At 59.7% G+C, this 17,400-nt stretch carries 19 protein-coding genes and 5 tRNA genes; 14 read left to right on the forward strand and 10 right to left on the reverse strand.

The window, feature by feature from the left end; all coding sequences use genetic code 11:
• Nucleotides 1-205: 205 nt before the first annotated feature.
• From nifU to P0G09_RS11805, 4 genes are all read right to left on the reverse strand, one after another.
• Nucleotides 206-655 (reverse strand): Fe-S cluster assembly scaffold protein NifU, encoded by a 450-nt coding sequence (gene nifU / locus P0G09_RS11790; protein WP_156076315.1) that lies wholly within the window; start codon nucleotides 653-655, stop codon nucleotides 206-208.
• Between the two features lies 1 nt (nucleotide 656).
• A complete protein-coding gene (locus P0G09_RS11795; protein ID WP_156058579.1) occupies nucleotides 657-1,874 on the reverse strand; it encodes a cysteine desulfurase family protein in 1,218 nt (405 codons plus the stop codon).
• Nucleotides 1,875-2,033: 159 nt separating this feature from the next.
• Entirely contained in the window at nucleotides 2,034-2,465 is a 432-nt protein-coding gene (locus P0G09_RS11800; protein ID WP_227622248.1) for a hypothetical protein, read from the reverse strand.
• 140 nt (nucleotides 2,466-2,605) lie between these two features.
• Complete coding sequence (locus P0G09_RS11805; RefSeq protein WP_275252766.1) at nucleotides 2,606-2,929, reverse strand: rhodanese-like domain-containing protein; 324 nt, start codon at nucleotides 2,927-2,929, stop codon at nucleotides 2,606-2,608.
• Nucleotides 2,930-3,068: 139 nt separating this feature from the next.
• Between P0G09_RS11805 and P0G09_RS11810 the strand changes: the two genes are divergently transcribed.
• From P0G09_RS11810 to P0G09_RS11830, 5 genes are all read left to right on the forward strand, one after another.
• On the forward strand, nucleotides 3,069-3,518 hold the full coding sequence (locus P0G09_RS11810) for an Rrf2 family transcriptional regulator (RefSeq protein ID WP_005934524.1): 450 nt from the start codon (nucleotides 3,069-3,071) through the stop codon (nucleotides 3,516-3,518).
• A 71-nt stretch (nucleotides 3,519-3,589) separates the two neighbouring features.
• Nucleotides 3,590-3,665 (forward strand) — tRNA-Trp (locus P0G09_RS11815).
• 284 nt (nucleotides 3,666-3,949) lie between these two features.
• Nucleotides 3,950-4,026, forward strand: a tRNA-Asp gene (locus tag P0G09_RS11820).
• 3 nt (nucleotides 4,027-4,029) lie between these two features.
• A tRNA-Thr gene (locus P0G09_RS11825) sits at nucleotides 4,030-4,105 on the forward strand.
• Nucleotides 4,106-4,344: 239 nt separating this feature from the next.
• Nucleotides 4,345-5,562: an iron-containing alcohol dehydrogenase gene (locus P0G09_RS11830; protein WP_275252767.1), complete on the forward strand. Its 1,218-nt coding sequence runs from the start codon at nucleotides 4,345-4,347 to the stop codon at nucleotides 5,560-5,562.
• A gap of 213 nt (nucleotides 5,563-5,775) precedes the next feature.
• Here P0G09_RS11830 and P0G09_RS11835 read toward each other — a convergent pair.
• The 4 genes from P0G09_RS11835 to P0G09_RS11850 all read right to left on the reverse strand — a co-directional run bounded on the left by P0G09_RS11835 (nucleotide 5,776) and on the right by P0G09_RS11850 (nucleotide 7,656).
• Nucleotides 5,776-5,851, reverse strand: a tRNA-Thr gene (locus tag P0G09_RS11835).
• Nucleotides 5,852-6,054: 203 nt separating this feature from the next.
• Nucleotides 6,055-6,930: a patatin family protein gene (locus tag P0G09_RS11840; RefSeq protein WP_342760532.1), complete on the reverse strand. Its 876-nt coding sequence runs from the start codon at nucleotides 6,928-6,930 to the stop codon at nucleotides 6,055-6,057.
• Between the two features lie 155 nt (nucleotides 6,931-7,085).
• Nucleotides 7,086-7,162 (reverse strand) — tRNA-Ile (locus tag P0G09_RS11845).
• A gap of 74 nt (nucleotides 7,163-7,236) precedes the next feature.
• Nucleotides 7,237-7,656: a hypothetical protein gene (locus P0G09_RS11850; RefSeq protein WP_005934560.1), complete on the reverse strand. Its 420-nt coding sequence runs from the start codon at nucleotides 7,654-7,656 to the stop codon at nucleotides 7,237-7,239.
• A gap of 108 nt (nucleotides 7,657-7,764) precedes the next feature.
• Between P0G09_RS11850 and P0G09_RS11855 the strand changes: the two genes are divergently transcribed.
• The 6 genes from P0G09_RS11855 to P0G09_RS11880 all read left to right on the forward strand — a co-directional run bounded on the left by P0G09_RS11855 (nucleotide 7,765) and on the right by P0G09_RS11880 (nucleotide 13,156).
• Nucleotides 7,765-8,262: a hypothetical protein gene (locus P0G09_RS11855; protein WP_005934562.1), complete on the forward strand. Its 498-nt coding sequence runs from the start codon at nucleotides 7,765-7,767 to the stop codon at nucleotides 8,260-8,262.
• On the forward strand, nucleotides 8,259-9,536 hold the full coding sequence (locus tag P0G09_RS11860) for a family 10 glycosylhydrolase (protein WP_275252769.1): 1,278 nt from the start codon (nucleotides 8,259-8,261) through the stop codon (nucleotides 9,534-9,536). Before P0G09_RS11855 ends, P0G09_RS11860 begins: the two co-directional genes overlap by 4 nt.
• 101 nt (nucleotides 9,537-9,637) lie before the next feature.
• Nucleotides 9,638-10,171: a hypothetical protein gene (locus P0G09_RS11865; protein WP_156074903.1), complete on the forward strand. Its 534-nt coding sequence runs from the start codon at nucleotides 9,638-9,640 to the stop codon at nucleotides 10,169-10,171.
• A gap of 1 nt (nucleotide 10,172) precedes the next feature.
• A complete protein-coding gene (locus P0G09_RS11870) occupies nucleotides 10,173-11,102 on the forward strand; it encodes a DMT family transporter (protein ID WP_275252770.1) in 930 nt (309 codons plus the stop codon).
• Entirely contained in the window at nucleotides 11,078-11,632 is a 555-nt protein-coding gene (locus P0G09_RS11875) for a M48 family metallopeptidase (RefSeq protein WP_275252771.1), read from the forward strand. The genes P0G09_RS11870 and P0G09_RS11875 overlap by 25 nt, the downstream gene beginning before the upstream one ends.
• 36 nt (nucleotides 11,633-11,668) lie before the next feature.
• On the forward strand, nucleotides 11,669-13,156 hold the full coding sequence (locus P0G09_RS11880) for a lipopolysaccharide biosynthesis protein (RefSeq protein WP_253494799.1): 1,488 nt from the start codon (nucleotides 11,669-11,671) through the stop codon (nucleotides 13,154-13,156).
• A 70-nt stretch (nucleotides 13,157-13,226) separates the two neighbouring features.
• Here P0G09_RS11880 and P0G09_RS11885 read toward each other — a convergent pair whose 3' ends face one another.
• Entirely contained in the window at nucleotides 13,227-15,656 is a 2,430-nt protein-coding gene (locus P0G09_RS11885) for a homocysteine S-methyltransferase family protein (RefSeq protein ID WP_275252772.1), read from the reverse strand.
• Nucleotides 15,643-16,332, reverse strand: coding sequence for a vitamin B12 dependent-methionine synthase activation domain-containing protein (locus P0G09_RS11890; protein ID WP_098924220.1), 690 nt, complete (start codon nucleotides 16,330-16,332; stop codon nucleotides 15,643-15,645). Before P0G09_RS11890 ends, P0G09_RS11885 begins: the two co-directional genes overlap by 14 nt.
• Before the next feature lie 152 nt (nucleotides 16,333-16,484).
• On the opposite strand from P0G09_RS11890, the gene P0G09_RS11895 reads away from it, so the two are divergent.
• The 3 genes from P0G09_RS11895 to P0G09_RS11905 all read left to right on the forward strand — a co-directional run bounded on the left by P0G09_RS11895 (nucleotide 16,485) and on the right by P0G09_RS11905 (nucleotide 17,399).
• Entirely contained in the window at nucleotides 16,485-16,790 is a 306-nt protein-coding gene (locus tag P0G09_RS11895; RefSeq protein WP_275252773.1) for a type II toxin-antitoxin system RelB/DinJ family antitoxin, read from the forward strand.
• Nucleotides 16,787-17,107 (forward strand): type II toxin-antitoxin system RelE/ParE family toxin, encoded by a 321-nt coding sequence (locus P0G09_RS11900; RefSeq protein WP_275252774.1) that lies wholly within the window; start codon nucleotides 16,787-16,789, stop codon nucleotides 17,105-17,107. The genes P0G09_RS11895 and P0G09_RS11900 overlap by 4 nt, the downstream gene beginning before the upstream one ends.
• A 163-nt stretch (nucleotides 17,108-17,270) precedes the next feature.
• Nucleotides 17,271-17,399: a hypothetical protein gene (locus tag P0G09_RS11905; protein WP_255536615.1), complete on the forward strand. Its 129-nt coding sequence runs from the start codon at nucleotides 17,271-17,273 to the stop codon at nucleotides 17,397-17,399.
• Nucleotide 17,400 lies beyond the last annotated feature (1 nt).

Genomic DNA, 17,400 nt, shown 5'->3' on the forward strand with positions numbered 1-17,400 from the left:
ATAAGTCCAGCGGAAAGCGGGTGCAGCACATCCATATCAAGTACGATGGGCTGGGGTACATCCCTCTGGATGAACTGGAAGCAAAAGAAAAGGCGTGACCGAAGTCACGCCAAATCTTCCCCATTTCGGGAGCTTTTGCAAATACTGTTTTATGGGAACTCTGCTACCGGGAACCACCCCCTTTTTATGATTCTGCCGATCCTGCTCAGACCCCGCAGCTCTCACCGCTGCAATGGTCACAGTCTTCTTCCAGCTTGCCCACGATGGGTTCCGGATCGATGCCCTGACGGCGGTAGTAGTCAGACAGGGCAGCCTTCACGGCCTGCTCTGCCAGAACGGAGCAGTGCACTTTGATGGGGGGCAGACCTTCCAGAGCTTCCACAACGGCCTTGTTGGTCAGCTTCAGGGCCTCGTCAATGGTCTTGCCCTTGATGAGGTCGGTGGCCATGCTGCTGGTGGCAATGGCGGCACCGCAGCCAAAGGTCAGGAACTTGACATCAACGATCACGTTGTTCTCGATCTTCAGGTACATGCGCATGATATCGCCGCACTTGGGGTTGCCGACCTCACCCACGCCGTTTGCATCGGGGATCTCGCCGACATTGTGCGGGTTTGCGAAATGCTCCATGACCTTTGCGCTATACATACTTGCCATCTTAGTTTTCTCCCTTCAGGCTGAACTGGCGGGCGGTGTTCTGGCCCTGCAGCCACATACAACTCATAGCACGGCGGCGGGGAATGACCTCCTCCAGCACGTCGCACAGATATTTTGCTTCCTCCATGGTATTCTGCGGGCCAAAGGTGAACCGCATGGAACCGTGGCCGATCTCCTCCGGCACGCCGATGCTCAGCAGAACATGGCTGGGGTCCAGGCTGTCGGAGTTGCAGGCAGAGCCAGTGGATGCGCAGATGTGGTGCATATCCAGATCCAGCAGAATGGTCTCGCCCTCCAGGCCGGGGAAGCTGATGTTCGCATTGCCAGGCAGGCGGTGCTCCAGGCCGCCGTTCAGGCGAGCCTCCGGGATGTTCTTGAGCACGCGGTCAATGACGTAATCACGCAGCTCTTTCTCGTGGGCCATCCGCTCATCCAGATGGGCGACGGCCATTTCCAGTGCCTTGCCCATACCGGCGATACCGGCCACGTTCTCGGTGCCGGCGCGGTGGCGGGCCTCCTGGCTGCCGCCGTCAATCAGGTTCTGGGGCCAGATGCCCTTGCGGCAGTACAGTGCGCCCATGCCCTTGGGGCCATTGAACTTATGGGCGCTCATGGACAGCATATCCACGCCCAGCTCCTTGACATCCACCGGAATGGTGCCAACGGCCTGCACCGCATCGGTGTGCATCCACACGCCGTGCTTGTGGGCGATCTCCGCGATCTCCTTGATGGGCTGGATGGTGCCGATCTCATTGTTGGCCATCATAATGCTGACCAGCGCGGTATCGGGACGGATGGCCGCCTCCACATCCTCCGGGCGGATATAACCTTCCGGGGTGGGCTTGATATAAGTGACCTCAAAGCCCATGCGCTCCAGAGCCGCCATGCTGTGCATGATGGCGTGGTGCTCAAAGGCGCTGGTGATGAGGTGCTTCTTGTTCTGGCGTGCCTTGGTGAAGGCAGTGCCCTTCACGGCCCAGTTGTCGGCCTCAGAGCCGCAGCCGGTGAAGAAGATCTCTGCCGGGGAAGCATTGATGGCCTTGGCCACCTGTGCGCGGCCGGTGTCCACAAACTCTTTGGCCTCATAGCCGACGCTGTAATGGCTGCTGGGGTTGCCGCAGGCACCGCTCAGGGCCTGGGTCATCACTGCCAGCACCTCCGGGGCACAGGCAGTCGTGGCAGCATTGTCGAGATAAACCACTTTCTCCATAGTTTCCATGGGATTGATCCTTTCTGGCAAACGACAAATCGTTTTTGCATTTCCGGACCGAACGTCCGGGCCTATGATACCTTTTAACGGGAATGTTATACCATATCATTCCCTAGCATGTCAATAGGAATACTGGAAATTCATCAATCCGTAACAATCCGGGCAGATTCAGCGCCCTTTTCCGGCCAGCTTTCCCAGAACCACCTTCCATTTGGGGTAGCCCCAGCGTTTGTCCTCGGCAAAATCATCGGCCAGCTTCCAGGGGAAGGTGCCGCCATCGAAGTACAGATTGCCCGCTTCGTCCACCCGGTCCAGCTTTTTGGGCAGGTACTCCTCATCATAATAACTCTTGCGCTTATCCGGCAGGGCCCAGTGCAAGGTGCCGTCGGCATCCATGCCGGAAGCCCACACGCCGAACACAAAGGTCGCCGCCTCGCCGTAGCAGTGCTGCTCAAAGCGGATGGCACCATCATAATAGAATTTGATGACCTCCAGCGTACCGGATTCCTTTTTGCCGTCCCGGCCCAGCGTGGGGCGGTAGTCCTGCTGATACCGGCAGCCGCAATGGGCTCCGGCAAACTTTTTCGGGTCGAACGCCATAAGTGCACATCCTTTCTTTTGCACAAAACTCCCTCCGTTATCGCTGTGCGCTGCCACCTTCCTCTAGGAGGGAGGCTTACCGCACGGACAGGCCCCATCTCAGAGGGGGCTGTCTGCGAAGCAGACTGGGGGAGCTTCTTTTAAAAATGCCCCTCAAAATCGCCCTCGATCTCATACGGCCAGCTCAGGATGCCGCCGAGATCACGCAGGTTGGTGTAGCCCTGCGCTTCCAGCTTCTGTGCGGCATCGGCACTGCGGCGGCCGGTGCGGCAGTAGATCAGCCACTGGGCATTTTTGTCCGGCATGACCTCCTCCGCACGGGTCAGCACGTCACCCAGGGGCAGCAGCTTTGCGCCGGGGATATGCCCCACGGCAAATTCGTCCGGCTCCCGGACATCCACGGCCTGCGCCTTGCCTGCATCCAGCAGGCGGATGGCTTCGGCCGGAGTGATCTTCTCTACCATTGTCTCATCTCCAAGTTCCAATAATTTCTCTATTATATGATAACAGACGTTTTTTGTTTCGGCAAGAGAAACCGGCGTTTTCGCTTTGCAAAACCTGCACCGCGTGGTATACTAAGGGGAGAAACAAGGAGAGTAGACCATGAAATTTTCCACAAAGAGCCGCTACGCCCTGCGGCTGATGGCCGAGCTGGCCCGCTACGCACCGGGCACCACCGTCTCCCTGAAAGAGATCAGCGAGCGGCAGAACCTGAGCCTGAAATATCTGGAACAGATCGTCACCCCGCTGGCCCGGGTGGGGCTTGTGAAAAGTGAGCGCGGCAGCCAGGGCGGCTACCGGCTGACCAAGGCCCCCGCCGACTACACCGCCGGTGAGATCCTGCGCGCCATTGAGGGCAGCGTGGCCCCCATCCCCTGCCTTGGCAGCGAGACCAACGAGTGCCCCATGTCCGAGCAGTGCTTCACCCTGCCGTTCTGGGCCGGGCTGGACGAGGTCATCAACCAGTACATCGACAGCGTCACTCTGGAGCAGCTGGCCCAGAGCCTGCCCGCCGCCAAGGACGGCTGCTGCGGCTGCAACACCAAGACCTGAAAATTTATGCTTGACATTTTGCGCCAAATCTTATATAATAAGCAGGCATTCAGCGAATGCAGCATAGATTTAGGGGTATAGCTCAGTTGGTAGAGCAGCGGTCTCCAAAACCGCGTGCCGTGAGTTCGAGACTTACTACCCCTGCCACAAACCTCCGGAGCAGCCGTTCCGGAGGTTTTGTTTTTGCGTAAACATACTCCCCCAGTCATCGCTGCGCGATGCCAGCCCCCTCTGGGATGGGGCCTTTGTGCCCCTGCAAAGAGGCTCCCTCATGGAAGGAGCTGGCTGCGAATGCAGTGAGCAGACTGAGGAAGTCCGCCTTTTTCATCTTTTTTGCGGCTTTTTTGTTTTTTCCGCTTGACAAGCCGCCTATCTTCCGGTATAATAAGGCACGTTCCGGCGGTAAACGCCGCACGAACTTGAGCGATCATGGCCCGGTAGCTCAGTTGGTTAGAGCACCAGCCTGTCACGCTGGGGGTCGTCGGTTCGAGCCCGATCCGGGTCGCCATTTGCTGCTATAGCTCAGTTGGTAGAGCGCATCCTTGGTAAGGATGAGGTCTCCAGTTCGAATCTGGATAGCAGCTCCATTGAAAAACCACTTGAAGTCTTAGAGCTTCAGGTGGTTTTTTGTTTGCCATTTTCCCGGTTTCTCCGGCCGGGAAGCCCTCCCTTTCCAGCGAAATGCCCAAAATTGGGTCTGATTTTTCCACATTCCGGCAATTGAACTTTTGGATGGTTTGCAGTACACTTTGTGTAAGAGAGTTGGTTATTTTTGTGTCAAATATCCACAGACTAGAGAGTTTTGATTGAATCGGAGGTATTTCCCATGGCTCGTTTTACTCTTCCCCGCGATCTGTACCACGGCAAGGGTGCTCTGGAAGCCCTGAAGTCCTTTACCGGCAAAAAGGCCATGATCTGTGTCGGCGGCGGCTCCATGAAGCGGTTCGGCTTCCTTGACCGCGCTGTTGGCTACCTGAAGGAAGCCGGCATGGAAGTGGAGCTGTTTGAGGGCATCGAGCCCGATCCCTCTGTTGAGACCGTCATGCGCGGCGCAGAGGCCATGCTGAAGTTTGAGCCCGACTGGATCATTGCCATGGGCGGCGGCTCCCCCATTGATGCCGCAAAGGCCATGTGGATCAAGTACGAGTACCCTGAGATCACCTTTGAGGAGATGTGCAAGGTGTTCGGCATTCCGCCGCTCCGCCGCAAGGCCCACTTCTGCGCCATCTCTTCCACCTCCGGCACCGCCACTGAGGTGACCGCCTTCTCCATCATCACCGATTATCAGAAGGGCATCAAGTACCCCATCGCTGACTTTGAGATCACCCCCGATGTCGCCATCGTCGATCCCGATCTGGCCGAGACCATGCCCAAGAAGCTGGTTGCCCACACCGGTATGGATGCAATGACCCACGCCATCGAGGCTTACGTTTCCACCGCCCACTGCGACTACACCGACCCGCTGGCCATCTTCGCCATCCGGATGATCCAGGGCGATCTGGTGGACAGCTACAACGGCGATATGTCCAAGCGTGATTCCATGCACAACGCACAGTGCCTGGCCGGTATGGCGTTCTCCAATGCGCTGCTGGGCATCGTCCACTCCATGGCACACAAGACCGGTGCTGCCTTTGCCGACTACGGCGCACACATCATCCACGGTGCTGCCAACGCCATATATCTGCCCAAGGTCATCGCCTTCAACGCCAAGGACCCCGAGGCCAAGAAGCGCTATGGTGTCATCGCCGACGAGATGAAGCTGGGCGGTTCCAACGACGACGAGAAGGTCAAGCTGCTCATCGAGTACCTGCGCGGCATGAACGATGCGCTGAACATCCCCCACTGCATCAAGAACTACGGCCCCGATTCCTACCCCACCGAGCAGGGCTTTGTTCCCGAGGAAGTGTTCCTGGAGCGTCTGCCCGAGATCGCAAAGAACGCCATCGGCGATGCCTGCACCGGCTCCAACCCCCGCCAGCCCAGCCAGGAGGAGATGGAGAAGCTGCTCAAGTGCTGCTACTACGACACTGAGGTCGACTTCTGATTTAAACCGACATTTTACAGACACTTTTACCTCTTTCCCATAACAGCAAAGCCGCAAGCCCTCAACAGGCCTGCGGCTTTGTTGTTTGATGGACCTCTCAGGCGCTCCGTGCCAGCTCCCCTGACTGGGGCTGCCAGGCTTGCGCTGCTGCAGACGGCAGAGCGATGGATGCAAAAAACCGCCCTGACGGTTTCCCATCAAGGCGGTTTGAGCTGGAGCTGCTATCCAGATTCGAACTGGAGACCTCATCCTTACCAAGGATGCGCTCTACCAACTGAGCTATAGCAGCACAATCACAGCTCAATTATTTTACCACAAGAATTCTCTCTTTGCAAGTGTTTTTTGCAAAAAATCCGATTTTTCTGTTCCAAAGCAAAAAAGCCCAGAGCAATACCGCTCCAGGCTCCTTTGTCTGTATGTACATATCATATTATAATGTCCGGGGCGTATATTATGTCCGAGGCGGATATTGTCAAGGGAAGTGAACGGGTTTCATCTCCAGGTGCCCACCGATTCATCTTGTTTGGTGTTTTGCATCCACCGCACCAGCGCTTCGGCATCCTGTTTGCCTTTGGCGTACATTTTTTCAAGGCCGGCGCGGTTCTTGGTCAGGGTGGACATTCCCTCGGTGCTGTCCGGGGCGATGATGCAGACAAGGCCCTGCCGCTCCAGCTCCCGCGCCCGCTGGACAGCCGTGTTGTACCGCCATGCCCGGCGGCGCAGCCCCTCGGCTGCAGCGGGGTAATGCGACTGCAGCAGGTGTGCCAGATGCTCGTCCAGGGCATCACTCCTCACCAGCCCCATGGGCTTGGTCAGGATGAGAGCCACCCGGTCGCAGCCGTGGGCAAAGGCCCATTCCAGCGGGACGGGGTCGGCCAGGCCGCCATCAAAATAAGGCACGCCGTCGATGACGCAGGGCTGGTCGATGACCGGGATGCAGCAGGATGCCATGAGGACGCGGTAGTCGTCCGGGTGGAGGTCTGCCTTGGTGAAATACTGCGCCTCGCCGTTCTGTGCATTAGCGGCCACCACGCAGAGCTCTGCCGGGCTGCGGGCAAGCGCCGCGTAATCCAGCGGATTCTCGCCGCCTGCATTGCTGAGGGTGCCGTAGACATAGCCCAGATCGAGATAGGAGTGCTTGTGGATGAGGTTGTGCACGCTCATGTACTCCCTGCGGAAGGAGTATTCATCATAAAAGGGCTTGTTCCGCCCATGCTGGCCTGCCAGATAGGATGTCATATTGGCGCTGCCCGCCGAAACGCCGATGCAGAGATCGAAGCGGAGGTCCTCCTCCAGGCAGCGGTCCAGCACGCCAGCGCCGTAAATGCCCCGCAGGCCGCCACCCACATCGATGACACCGTATTTCATGGTCTGTTCCTCCATCGTTTCATTCCATTTCCCTCCCAGTATAACGGGACGGCGGGAAATACTCATTGAGCAAACGGCGGGATCTGATGCAATTTGCGGCAGAAAGCAGGATCTGCCGCAAAAGAAAAGCACGAGACCGAAATCTCGTGCTTTTTTGGTGGGCCAGCCAGGACTTGAACCCGGGACCAAGCGGTTATGAGCCGCCAGCTCTGACCAACTGAGCTACTAGCCCCCATTGCCCGGTTTGCCGGGCGCACAAGTAAGTATAACAAAAAACGCGCGAAATGAAAAGCGTTTCGGGCAAAATTATTTTGTGCGGTGGGCTTCCAGCTTCTGCTGCATGAACTTGTCCAGCATCTCCTGCGGAAAAAGCGGCTCCTTGTAGCCAAAGGCCTCCCGGATGAAGATCAGGGTGGCGATGGTCTGCCGCCCGGGGTCAAGCCGGAGGGTATACAGGGTGTCCAGCGGCTGCTGGGTTGGCTGGTGCAGAGTCAGATGGAGCAGGAAACCGCCATCGTTCTCACGGCGGCACTCGTAGGCGAACTCGTCGTCCGGGCTGTGCTGGTCCAGCCGGTCGAAGCAGTCGTCCAGCGGCAGGTCAGTGCGGAATTCGGAAAGGCCGCTGGGGCCATACTGGCTGCGGCGGGCGTTTTCCCGCCGGGTGAGCAGAAAAACGATGCAGCCCAGGGCGGCCGCCAGCAGGATGAGTGAGAATACAACGTTCATGGGTCCCTCCGCAGATTTTGAATCATGTTTTCCTTATTGTAACACAACCTGCGGAAAATTGTGTTATAATATTTGAAACAATCCAAATTTTGCTGGAGGACTTCCCCTATGAAGCTCAAATTCACCCATAAGACCTGGTATTTCTTCCTGCTGTGCGCAGCGGCGGCATCCATGCTCAACGGCTTTGCCGTGCTGGGCGGCATGGATTTTTCTTTTCTGGAGATGGTCGCGTTCTGCATCACCGGCATCACCATCCTGTTTCTGGCCGCTGAAAAGGGCTCTGACCCCAAGGACAAGCGCAGCTATTTCCTGATCTTTGTCCTGCTCATGCTCAGCTATGTGCTGAACGGCTGGGCAGCCTACTTATTCTCCGCACTGGTCTGGCCCGCCCTGCTGGCACTGGAGTACCAGAAGGGCAGGCCCATCCAGCGCCAGCTGCAGCTGGTGGGTGCCGCTGAGGCGTTCCACCTGCTCTTTGTCCTGCTCACGGTCTACGGCGGCATGGCAGGCCTGAGCTTCTGGGCCAATCTGCTCTGGGTGCTGCTGGCCTGCGCCCGGGGCTGGGCGGCACTGAGCCTGTACAAGATGCAGGAGGAAGACGCATGACCCAGCGGCGGCGGAACCGGCACCGCAAGCGCCGGGTTGGCCGCCGCGCCTTCCTGATCGGACTGGGCGGCTCTGTATCTGCCGCCCTGACGTATTATCTGCTGCGTTCTATCCCGGCAGGAAACAACGCGGAGCCTGCGCCATCGCCACAGGCTGCCCCCAACCCCGCCCTGCCCAGCGGCGAGTGGCGGGCGGTGTGGGTGAGCTATCTCGAATTTGCAGAGATGGACTTTTCCTCAGAAGCCGCGTTCCGGGCCGATGCCGCCGCGCTGATGGACAACTGCCTGTCCCTTGGGCTGAACACCGTCATTGCGCAGGTGCGGCCCTTCGGGGATGCGCTTTACCGGAGCAGCCTCTTCCCGTGGAGCCACCTGTGCACCGGCGTGCAGGGGCAGGACCCGGGCTTTGACCCGCTGGACGTGCTGCTGACCGAGGCCCACGCCCGGGGGCTTTCGCTGGAGGCCTGGGTCAACCCCTACCGGCTCAGGAGCTCGGCTTCCATGCCCCCTGCTATTGCAGAGAACAGCCTGCTGAACGCCCACCCGGAGTGGGTCTGCACCGTGAACGAGGGGGCCTACCTGAACCCCGCCATTCCGGAGGCTGCCGACTATGTGGTACAGGGCGTGGCAGAGCTGGTGCAGAATTACGCCGTGGACGGCATCCACTTTGACGACTACTTCTACCCCACCACCGATCCTTCCATTGATGCGGCGCAGTTTGCAGCCAGCGGGGAAGTTGACCTGACTGCATGGCGGCGGGCCAACGTGACCCGGCTGGTCAAAGCCGCCCACGATGCCGTCAAGGCCGCCGACCCGACCCTGCGGTTCGGGGTCAGTCCCCAGGGCAACCCAGACAACGACCGAAACGAGCAGTACACCGATCTCTCCGTCTGGCTGACGGCCTCCGGTGCGGATGCCGTTGTGGATTACCTCTGCCCCCAGATCTACTGGGGCTACGGCTATACCCTCTCCTCCGGCAGCACCCGCTTTGCCTTTGAGAACATCACCGCCGAGTGGCTGGCCCTGCCCCGGGCAGAGAACACGGCCCTCTATTTCGGGCTGGGAGCCTACCGGGTCGGTGTGGGAGACGGTGGAGCCAACGCCGACAGCGTCAGCCAGTGGTGCACCGGCAGCGCGCTGGCCCGGCAGGTGACCGACCTGCGCAGCGCCGGTGCCGGGGGCTGGGCGCTCTACCGCTATGGCTCCCTGTTCCGCTCCGACGAAAGCGGCCTTGCCGCCGCCGAACGTGCCGCTCTGACGGCATTGGACGGCTAAGACACAGAAAATCCCTTGTAAGCAGGAAAAAAATGCGGTATACTATGGTATCATGCAAAAATATCGCATTTTTCACCTGCTGTTTTTGAGGATAGAAAAACATGAGTAAAACAAAACGAATCCTTGCCTTTGCGCTGGCAGCTGTGCTGGCCGTTGTCGTCCTGACCGGCTGCAAGAGCATTGCTCAAAAGGTGTTCGGATCTTCCAACGAGGTGCAGGAGGACGACACCACCCAGTGGGCCGTGCTCAGCTCTGACCCGCTGATGCTCGATGGCATTGCCGATACCACGGCCAAATACGCCACAGCCCGGGCCAACGGGGCGCTGAATATCGTGTTCAACGGCATCTGGAGCCGCAAGACCGAATACTTCACCGTGCCCAGCGGCCTGCTGAGCATTTACGGCTGCGGCACCACCGACGGCGGTGCCCAGAAGTTCAAGGTCTCCCTCTGGAAAAAGGTGGACGGCGGCGCGCAGTATGTGGACAACACCACCTTCTATTTCACCGCCGACGGCCAGAACTACCACTGCGACATCGACAACCTTGACCCCAATGCAAGCTACCGCGTTACCATTTCCTACGATTCCAGCCGTTACTACCTCTACGGTCTGATGAAAGTGGAGGGCATCGGCTAAAATGAACACACAAACAAAACACTCTCTCATGCTGATGCTCTGCGCCTTTATCTGGGGCACGGCGTTCGTGGCCCAGAGCGCAGGCTCCGGCATGGGGGCTTATTCTTTTCTGGCCGGGCGCAGCTGGCTGGCGGTGCTGGTGCTGCTGCCCACCGTCCGCGCCTTCGATGCCCTCCACCGCAGGCACGGCGCAGCCTATGGCTGGCCCAAAGCCCCTGCCGACCGCAGACATCTGCTGACGGCGGGGCTTTGCTGCGGCACTTTGCTGTTTGCGGCTTCCGCTGCCCAGCAGATTGGCATCACGCTCAACCCTTCCACGGCCAAGGCCGGTTTCCTGACCGCCATGTATGTGGTGCTGGTGCCGGTATTCGGGCTGTTTCTGGGGCGGCGGGGCAGTGCCCGGCTCTGGCTGAGTATGGTCATCGCCGTGGGCGGGCTCTATCTGCTCTGCATGAAAAACGGCTTTGGCGGCATTGAGGCCAGCGATTGGATCCTGCTTTCCTGCGCTGTGCTGTTCAGCTTTCAGATTATAACGGTGGACCACTTTGCCCCACAGGTAGACGGTGTCCGCCTGAGCCTGCTGCAGTTCTTTGTGGTGGCCGTAGAGAGCACCGCTGCCGCCCTCCTGTTCGAGAACCCCACCCTGGCCGAGTTCGGGGCCAACTGGCTCCCGCTGGCCTACTGCGGCGTAATGTCCAGCGGCGTGGCCTACACCCTGCAGATCCTGGGCCAGCGGGACGTAAACCCCGCCATTGCAAGCCTTATCATGTGTCTGGAAAGCGTGTTCAGCGCACTGGGCGGCTGGCTGCTGCTCCACCAGAGCCTTTCCATGCGGGAGGTCTTTGGCTGCACCCTCATCTTTGCAGCGGTGGTTCTGGCCCAGCTGCCCGTGGAGGACTGGCTGAAATGCCGCAGCGCAAGCCGGAAGTGACCCGGCGCACCGCCGCAGGCATTCCCTATGAGCTGACCCGCAAAAAGGTCAAGCGGCTCAACCTGCACATCCGGCGGGACGGCACCGTGGCCGTGAGCATCCCGTGGACCTACACGATGGGCTTTGCCGATGCCTTTGTGACAGAGCAGGCCCAGTGGATCCGGGAGGCGGTCTCCCGCCAGCTGCGGCGGAACGCCCGGGATGACCAGCCCCTGCCCTCCCAGGCGGAGGCACTGGCCTGTTTTACCGCCATGAGCGACAAGGTCTACCCAGCCTTTGCCGGGGTTCTGGGCGGGCAGAAACCCACCATCAAGGTGCGGGACATGACCAGCAGGTGGGGCGTGTGCTACATGAAACGGCGGCAGATCACCTTTGCATTGCAACTCTACAATATGCCGCCCGCCGCACAGATCTATGTGGTGGTGCACGAGTACTGCCACTTCCTGCAGCCTAACCACAGCCCGGCCTTCTGGGCCGAGGTGGAAAAGCTGCTGCCGGACTGGAAAGAACGGCGGGCTTTATTGAAATAAACCTTGTGATAAAAATCAACAGGAGGGGTTCGACCCTTGGAAAGTGAAAAAAAGACCTCCGGCGGCGATAAATATTCAAAGCTGGCCGGAAACACCATTATCTTTGCCATTTCGAGCTTTTCGTCTAAGCTGCTGACCCTTTTGGTGCAGCCGTTCCTGACCTACGCCATGGCCGAGATCGCCGATCTGGGCCTGGCGAAGATCCTGAGCCAGTATGCAAACCTGCTCATCCCCTTTGTCTCAATGGGCATGTCCAACGCCATCATCCGCTTTGGCCTGGACAAGGGCAACAGCGAAAAGCAGGTGTTCACCAACGGCCTGCTGACCATTCTGGGGGGCTTCGGCATCCTGATCCTCTGCTGGCCTGTGGCGCAGTTCCTGCCCGATATGGCGCAGTACGGCTTCCTCATCTACATCTACGTCCTGATGAGCTGCCTGCGCACCCTCTGCACCCAGTTCGTGCGCAGCCGCCAGTGGAACAAGCTGGTGGCCGTGGACGGCATCCTGTGCACCTTTGCCACCCTGATGTTCTATGTGCTCTACCTTGTAGGCTTCCACTGGGGTGCCAACGGTTACCTGCTGGCCATCATCAGCGGTGACCTGGTCAGCGTGCTCTTCCTCTGCATCACCGGCAGGCTGTGGAACTATGTGGAGCTCAAGGGTCTGAACCGGGATCTCTGGCAGCAGATGCTCCGCTTTTCCCTGCCCATGATCCCGGCCCAGATCAGCTTCTGGGTCATCAACGCATCGGACCTGTTCTTCGTGCGCGAGATGTGCGGTGGGCTGGACGGCCACAGTGGTGACGCTTGGAGCGGCCTGCTTTCCACCGGCTACTTCCTGCCCACCATCCTGACCACGCTGGGCTTGATCTTCTACGATGCCTGGCAGCTCTCCGCCGTGACTGAGGAAGAGGGCCGTGCCCGGTTCTTTACCAAGATCTTCCGCACCTATTCCTCGGTGCTGTTCTGCTGTGCGGCAGGCATCATCTGGCTCTGCCGTCCGGTCATGCACGTGATGAAGGCCAACTACTACTACGCCTGGCACTTTGTGCCCTTCCTGACGCTGGCTTCCACCTGCAGCTGCTTCAACCAGTTCCTCAACAGCGCATACGTTGTCAACAAAAAGTCCACCCACAGCCTGTGGACCATGTTGGCCGGTGCCGTGAGCAACTGCATTATGAACTACTTCTTCATCAAGTGGTGGGGGCCCATCGGCGCAACGGTGGCTTCCTTCTTCGGTCTGGGCATCGTGTTTGTGCTGCGCGCGCTGGATGCCCATAACATGATCGGCATGTCCATCCACCCGGGCCGGGTGGCGCTGAACTTCGGCGTGCTGGCGGGCGAGGCCCTGCTCCTGCTGGCCGAACCTCCGCTCTACGGCCTGTGGACAGGCCTCCTGACCGCCGCCATCATCCTGTTCAACTTTGCAGGTGTCTGGGCCATGGCCCGGATGCTCCTGCCCAAGCTCCTGGGCCGCCGGGGCAGGGCTCTGGTGAGCGCAGTGGACAACTGGATCAAAAAGTAAACCAAAAAACAACCCTCTCCGGGAATTGCAATGCAATACGGAGAGGGTCGTTTTCTCTTAATATCCCAACTTATACGCCAAAGAACTCCTTGGCAATATCGGCACTCTGCTTGGCATCCTTGGCGTACCAGTCGGCACCGATCTTTTTTGCATATTCGGGGGTCAGCACAGCTCCGCCAACCATGATCTTACAGTCCAGCTTGGCATCGTGCAGGGCCCGGATGGTCTCCTCCATGCTCTTGAGGGTGGTGGTCATCAGGGCGGAAAGGCCCACCAGATGCACATCCTTCTCCCGGACGGTGTTCACGACCGTTTCCACCGGCACGTCACGGCCCAGGTCGATGACCTCAAAGCCATAATTCTCCAGGATGACCCGGACGATGTTCTTGCCGATGTCGTGGACATCGCCCTTGACAGTGGCAATGACGATGCGTCCCTTGCTGGCGCTGCCCTCGCCCTTTTGGGCAATGGCGGTCTTGATCTCCTCAAAGGCTCCCTGCGCGGCGGTGGCCGCCTGCAGCAGCTGCGGCAGGAAGAGGGTGCCCTTTTCATACTTTGCGCCCACGATATCCAGCGCCGGAATGAGGGCTTCGTCCACCAGCTCCAGCGGCTCCTTTTCCTCCAGCAGCGCCCGGGTGCGGGCAGCTGCCTCGCCCTTCAGACCCTTTTCCACCGCCTTCATCAAGGGGGCATAGGGGCCGGCGGCCTCCGGTGTTTCGCCTGCTGCCGGGGCGGTCTGGGCATTCTGCACGGCCTGCACCAGTGCGGCAGAAGCGGGCACCCGGTTGGCATACCGCTCAATGTACTTCGTGCTCTGCCGGTCCCGGTTGGTCAGAACGTTGTAAGCGTAGACCGCCGCCATCATCTCCTCGCTGGAGGGGTTCATAATGGCAAGGTCAAGCCCGGCATACATGGCCATGGTGAGGAAGGTGGTGTTCAGGTAGGAGCGGCAGGGCAGACCAAAGCTGATGTTGGACACGCCCAGAATGGTGCGCACCCCCAGCTCCTCCTTGCAGGCGTGAAGGGCCTGCACCGTGGCAAGCACATCCTCCTGCTGGGCGCTGGCCGTCAGGGTCAGGCAGTCGATGTAGATGTCCTCCTGCGGGATGCCTGCCGCCAGTGCCGCGTCCCGGATGCGGCGGGCAATGGCCACGCGGTCCTCGGCTTTGGGCAGGATGCCCCGCTCATCAATGGCAAGGCCGACCACCGCCGCGCCGTACTTTTTGCACAGGGGCAGAATGGTGTTCAGCTTTTCCGCCTCGCCGTTCACCGAGTTGACGATGGGCTTGCCGTTGTAGACCCGCAGGCCCCGTTCCAGCGCCTCGGCATGGGAGGAATCCAGCTGCAACGGCAGGCTGACCACGCTCTGCAGGGCCTTGACCACCTGCTCCATCAGGGCAGGCTCATCCACACCGGGCGCACCCACGTTCACATCCAGGATCTGGGCCCCGGCCTCGGTCTGGCTCACGGCCTGTTCCAGCACATAGTTCATATCCCCTTCCCGCAGGGCCTGCTGGAACCGCTTTTTGCCGGTGGGATTGATGCGCTCACCCACCACCGTGATGCCGTCCACATCCACGCAGTCCATGGGGCTGCATACCACCGACTTCATGGGGTGGTCGGGGCGGCCCGGCCTGCAATCGGCAAACACGCCGTTCAGCAGCTGGATGAACTCCGGGGTGGTACCGCAGCAGCCGCCTGCAGCAAACAGGCCCAGTTCCCGGTAGGGCTTCATCTGCATGGCGTAGAGCTGCGGGGTGATATCGTAGCCCGAGCCATCGGCGCGGGGCAGGCCCGCGTTGGGCTTGACGAACACCGGGAAGCTGCCGGGCAGGGCCTCGGTCAGCCGCTTTGCCATGGGGAAGATCTCCTTGGGGCCAAGAGAGCAGTTGATGCCCACGGCATCGGCCCCCAAACCCCGGGCGGTGGCGGCAAAGCTCTCGACCGTGCAGCCGGTAAAGGTGCGGCCGCCCGCTTCAAAGCTCATGCTGGCCAGCACGGGCAGGCTGCTGTTCTCCTTGACGGCCAGCAGGGCGGCCTTCAGCTCATACAGATCGGTAAAGGTCTCAAGGAACACGAGGTCAGCCCCGGCGGCCACGCCTGCCCGGACGATGCGGCCATACTCTGCCACGGCATCCTCAAACGCAAGGGTGCCGTTGGGTTCCAGCAGCTCCCCCAGCGGCCCCACATCCAGCGCGGCCAGTGCACCGTAAGGGGCACAGGCCCGTTTGCAGTTGGCAATGCCCGCCGCAATGATCTCCTCCAGCGTGTACTCGCTGCCCGCCAGCTTGTGGGCGGAAGCGCCAAAGGTATTGGCATTGATGATGCGGCTGCCTGCGGCGGCATACCGGGCATGGATGCTCTCGATGAGCGCCGGATCGGTGATGTTCAGCTCCTCGGGGCGGGCCCCCAGTTTCAGGCCCGCTGCCTGCAGCATGGTGCCCATGCCGCCATCCAGCAGGATGGTATTGGGCCGGTCAAACAGTTCATTCGCTTGCACAGGTGATCCCCCTCTTTCTATATTCGCACCGGGTGCGGAGCACGCAGTGCCCGCACCCCGCCAGATGACCCCGGACCGGGTGATCGCTGACCCCCAGAATGGCCGTGATGCTCTTGCGGGGGGTCATCAGGTTGTTTTCCGTGACACAGAGCCCGGCGCGGCGGGCGGTGTCCAGCGCGGCTGCCAACAGCGGCTGCACGGCAAGGGGCCAGTCCCCGTAGCCCGGGGAATAGCGCCCCGTCAGATACTTTCCCTGCCGGGCGGCCCACTGGCGCAGCTCAGCCTCAGCGGCCTCCGCAGCCTGTTCGGCCAGTGCGGAGCCCAGCGCATCCGATGCCACACCGGCGGCGATATCGCCCACACCAGCCCGGCGGATCTGGGCATCCACACCGGGGCCAAGCGTTACAGCCAGCAGCAGGGCGGCGGTGCAGCCTTCCAGATGCTTTGCCACATCTTCCCCCGCCAGAATGCCCGCCGCTGTCAGGCTGTCGGGGTCGGCCTCCAGCCAGACTGCCCGGGGCGTGGCTGCCGCCAGCAGCGGCACGGCGCATTTTTCCAGCAGTGCCTGGGTAGCCGCGTCCGCGCCGCCCCGGGCCCCGAAGTACCGCGCCGCTTGTGCAAGGTCGATGCCCTCCGGCTTTTCCAGCCGCAGCGGCATACTTGGCCCAATGCTCATCTGCCCGCCCTCCTTTACAAGAATAAAGAATAGACTTAGTATACAGCATCCCCGTTTTCCCGTCAACGCAAAACACCGCATTTATTTTTGCTTGCAACCGATTGCATTCGCAAGCAATCTGCGTTATACTGTAAAAAAGGAGTGTGATCGTTATGGCTAACACCGCCGCCGTCTATGTCCGCATTGATACCAACCTGAAAGAAAGCGCCGAGGATATCCTTGCTCAACTGGGCATTACCCCATCCAGCGCCATCCAGATGCTTTACCGCCAGATCGTCCTGACCCGGGGGCTCCCGCTCGATCTGCATCTTCCCCCTGCCACCCCCACTGCTGTGGGTGGCATGAGCCGTACCGAGTTGGATACCGAGCTGCAAAAGGGAGTCGCCTCTCTGCAAAATAGCAAAAGTTTTTCTGCCGATGAAGTCGATGCCGCATTGTATCAGGAGTTCGGAATATGAGCAGTGTTTATACGGTCCGCTACGCACCGCAGGCGTTGGACGACCTGCGGGATCTCTACTCCTATGTCGCATTTTCGCTCAAAGAGCCAGCTACCGCCCAAAAACTGGTCAACCGCATCCGCAAGGCTGCTCGCTCACTGGATGCCCTGCCCGGGCGGTACCCTGTTGTGGACTGGGAACCGTGGCAGAGCATGGGGATGCACAGGCTTACCGTGGAGAATTTTCTGCTGTTCTACCTGATCGATCAAAGCACCCGTACCGTAACTCTCGTTCGTATTGTTTATGGTGGGCGGGATCTTCAAAACCTCGCAAAATAGACCCCTGCGGAAAATTTCCAACTTTTTTGCAATAAACCTATTGACAATCTAGGTAAATAGGGATATAATCCAGACAACAAATCCACCAACCTAGTGGGAAATTGAAGCCAAGTTCCCCAGGGTCGTAGAGGATTGGGAAAACCATTGAAAGGAGGGCACCAAAATGACGCTGATCTGGAAAAACCTGCTCCACGCGAACTTCCGTTGTGGGCGAATGTACACCACCCGGGCAGAATATGGGACCGAGCGCTGTGCATTGCCCTCTGCAGACCGAATGTGTGTGCGAATGTGAT

The sequence above is a fragment of the Faecalibacterium sp. DFI.5.82 genome (assembly GCF_029076575.1).
In the GTDB taxonomy this organism is placed as follows: domain Bacteria; phylum Bacillota; class Clostridia; order Oscillospirales; family Ruminococcaceae; genus Faecalibacterium; species Faecalibacterium duncaniae.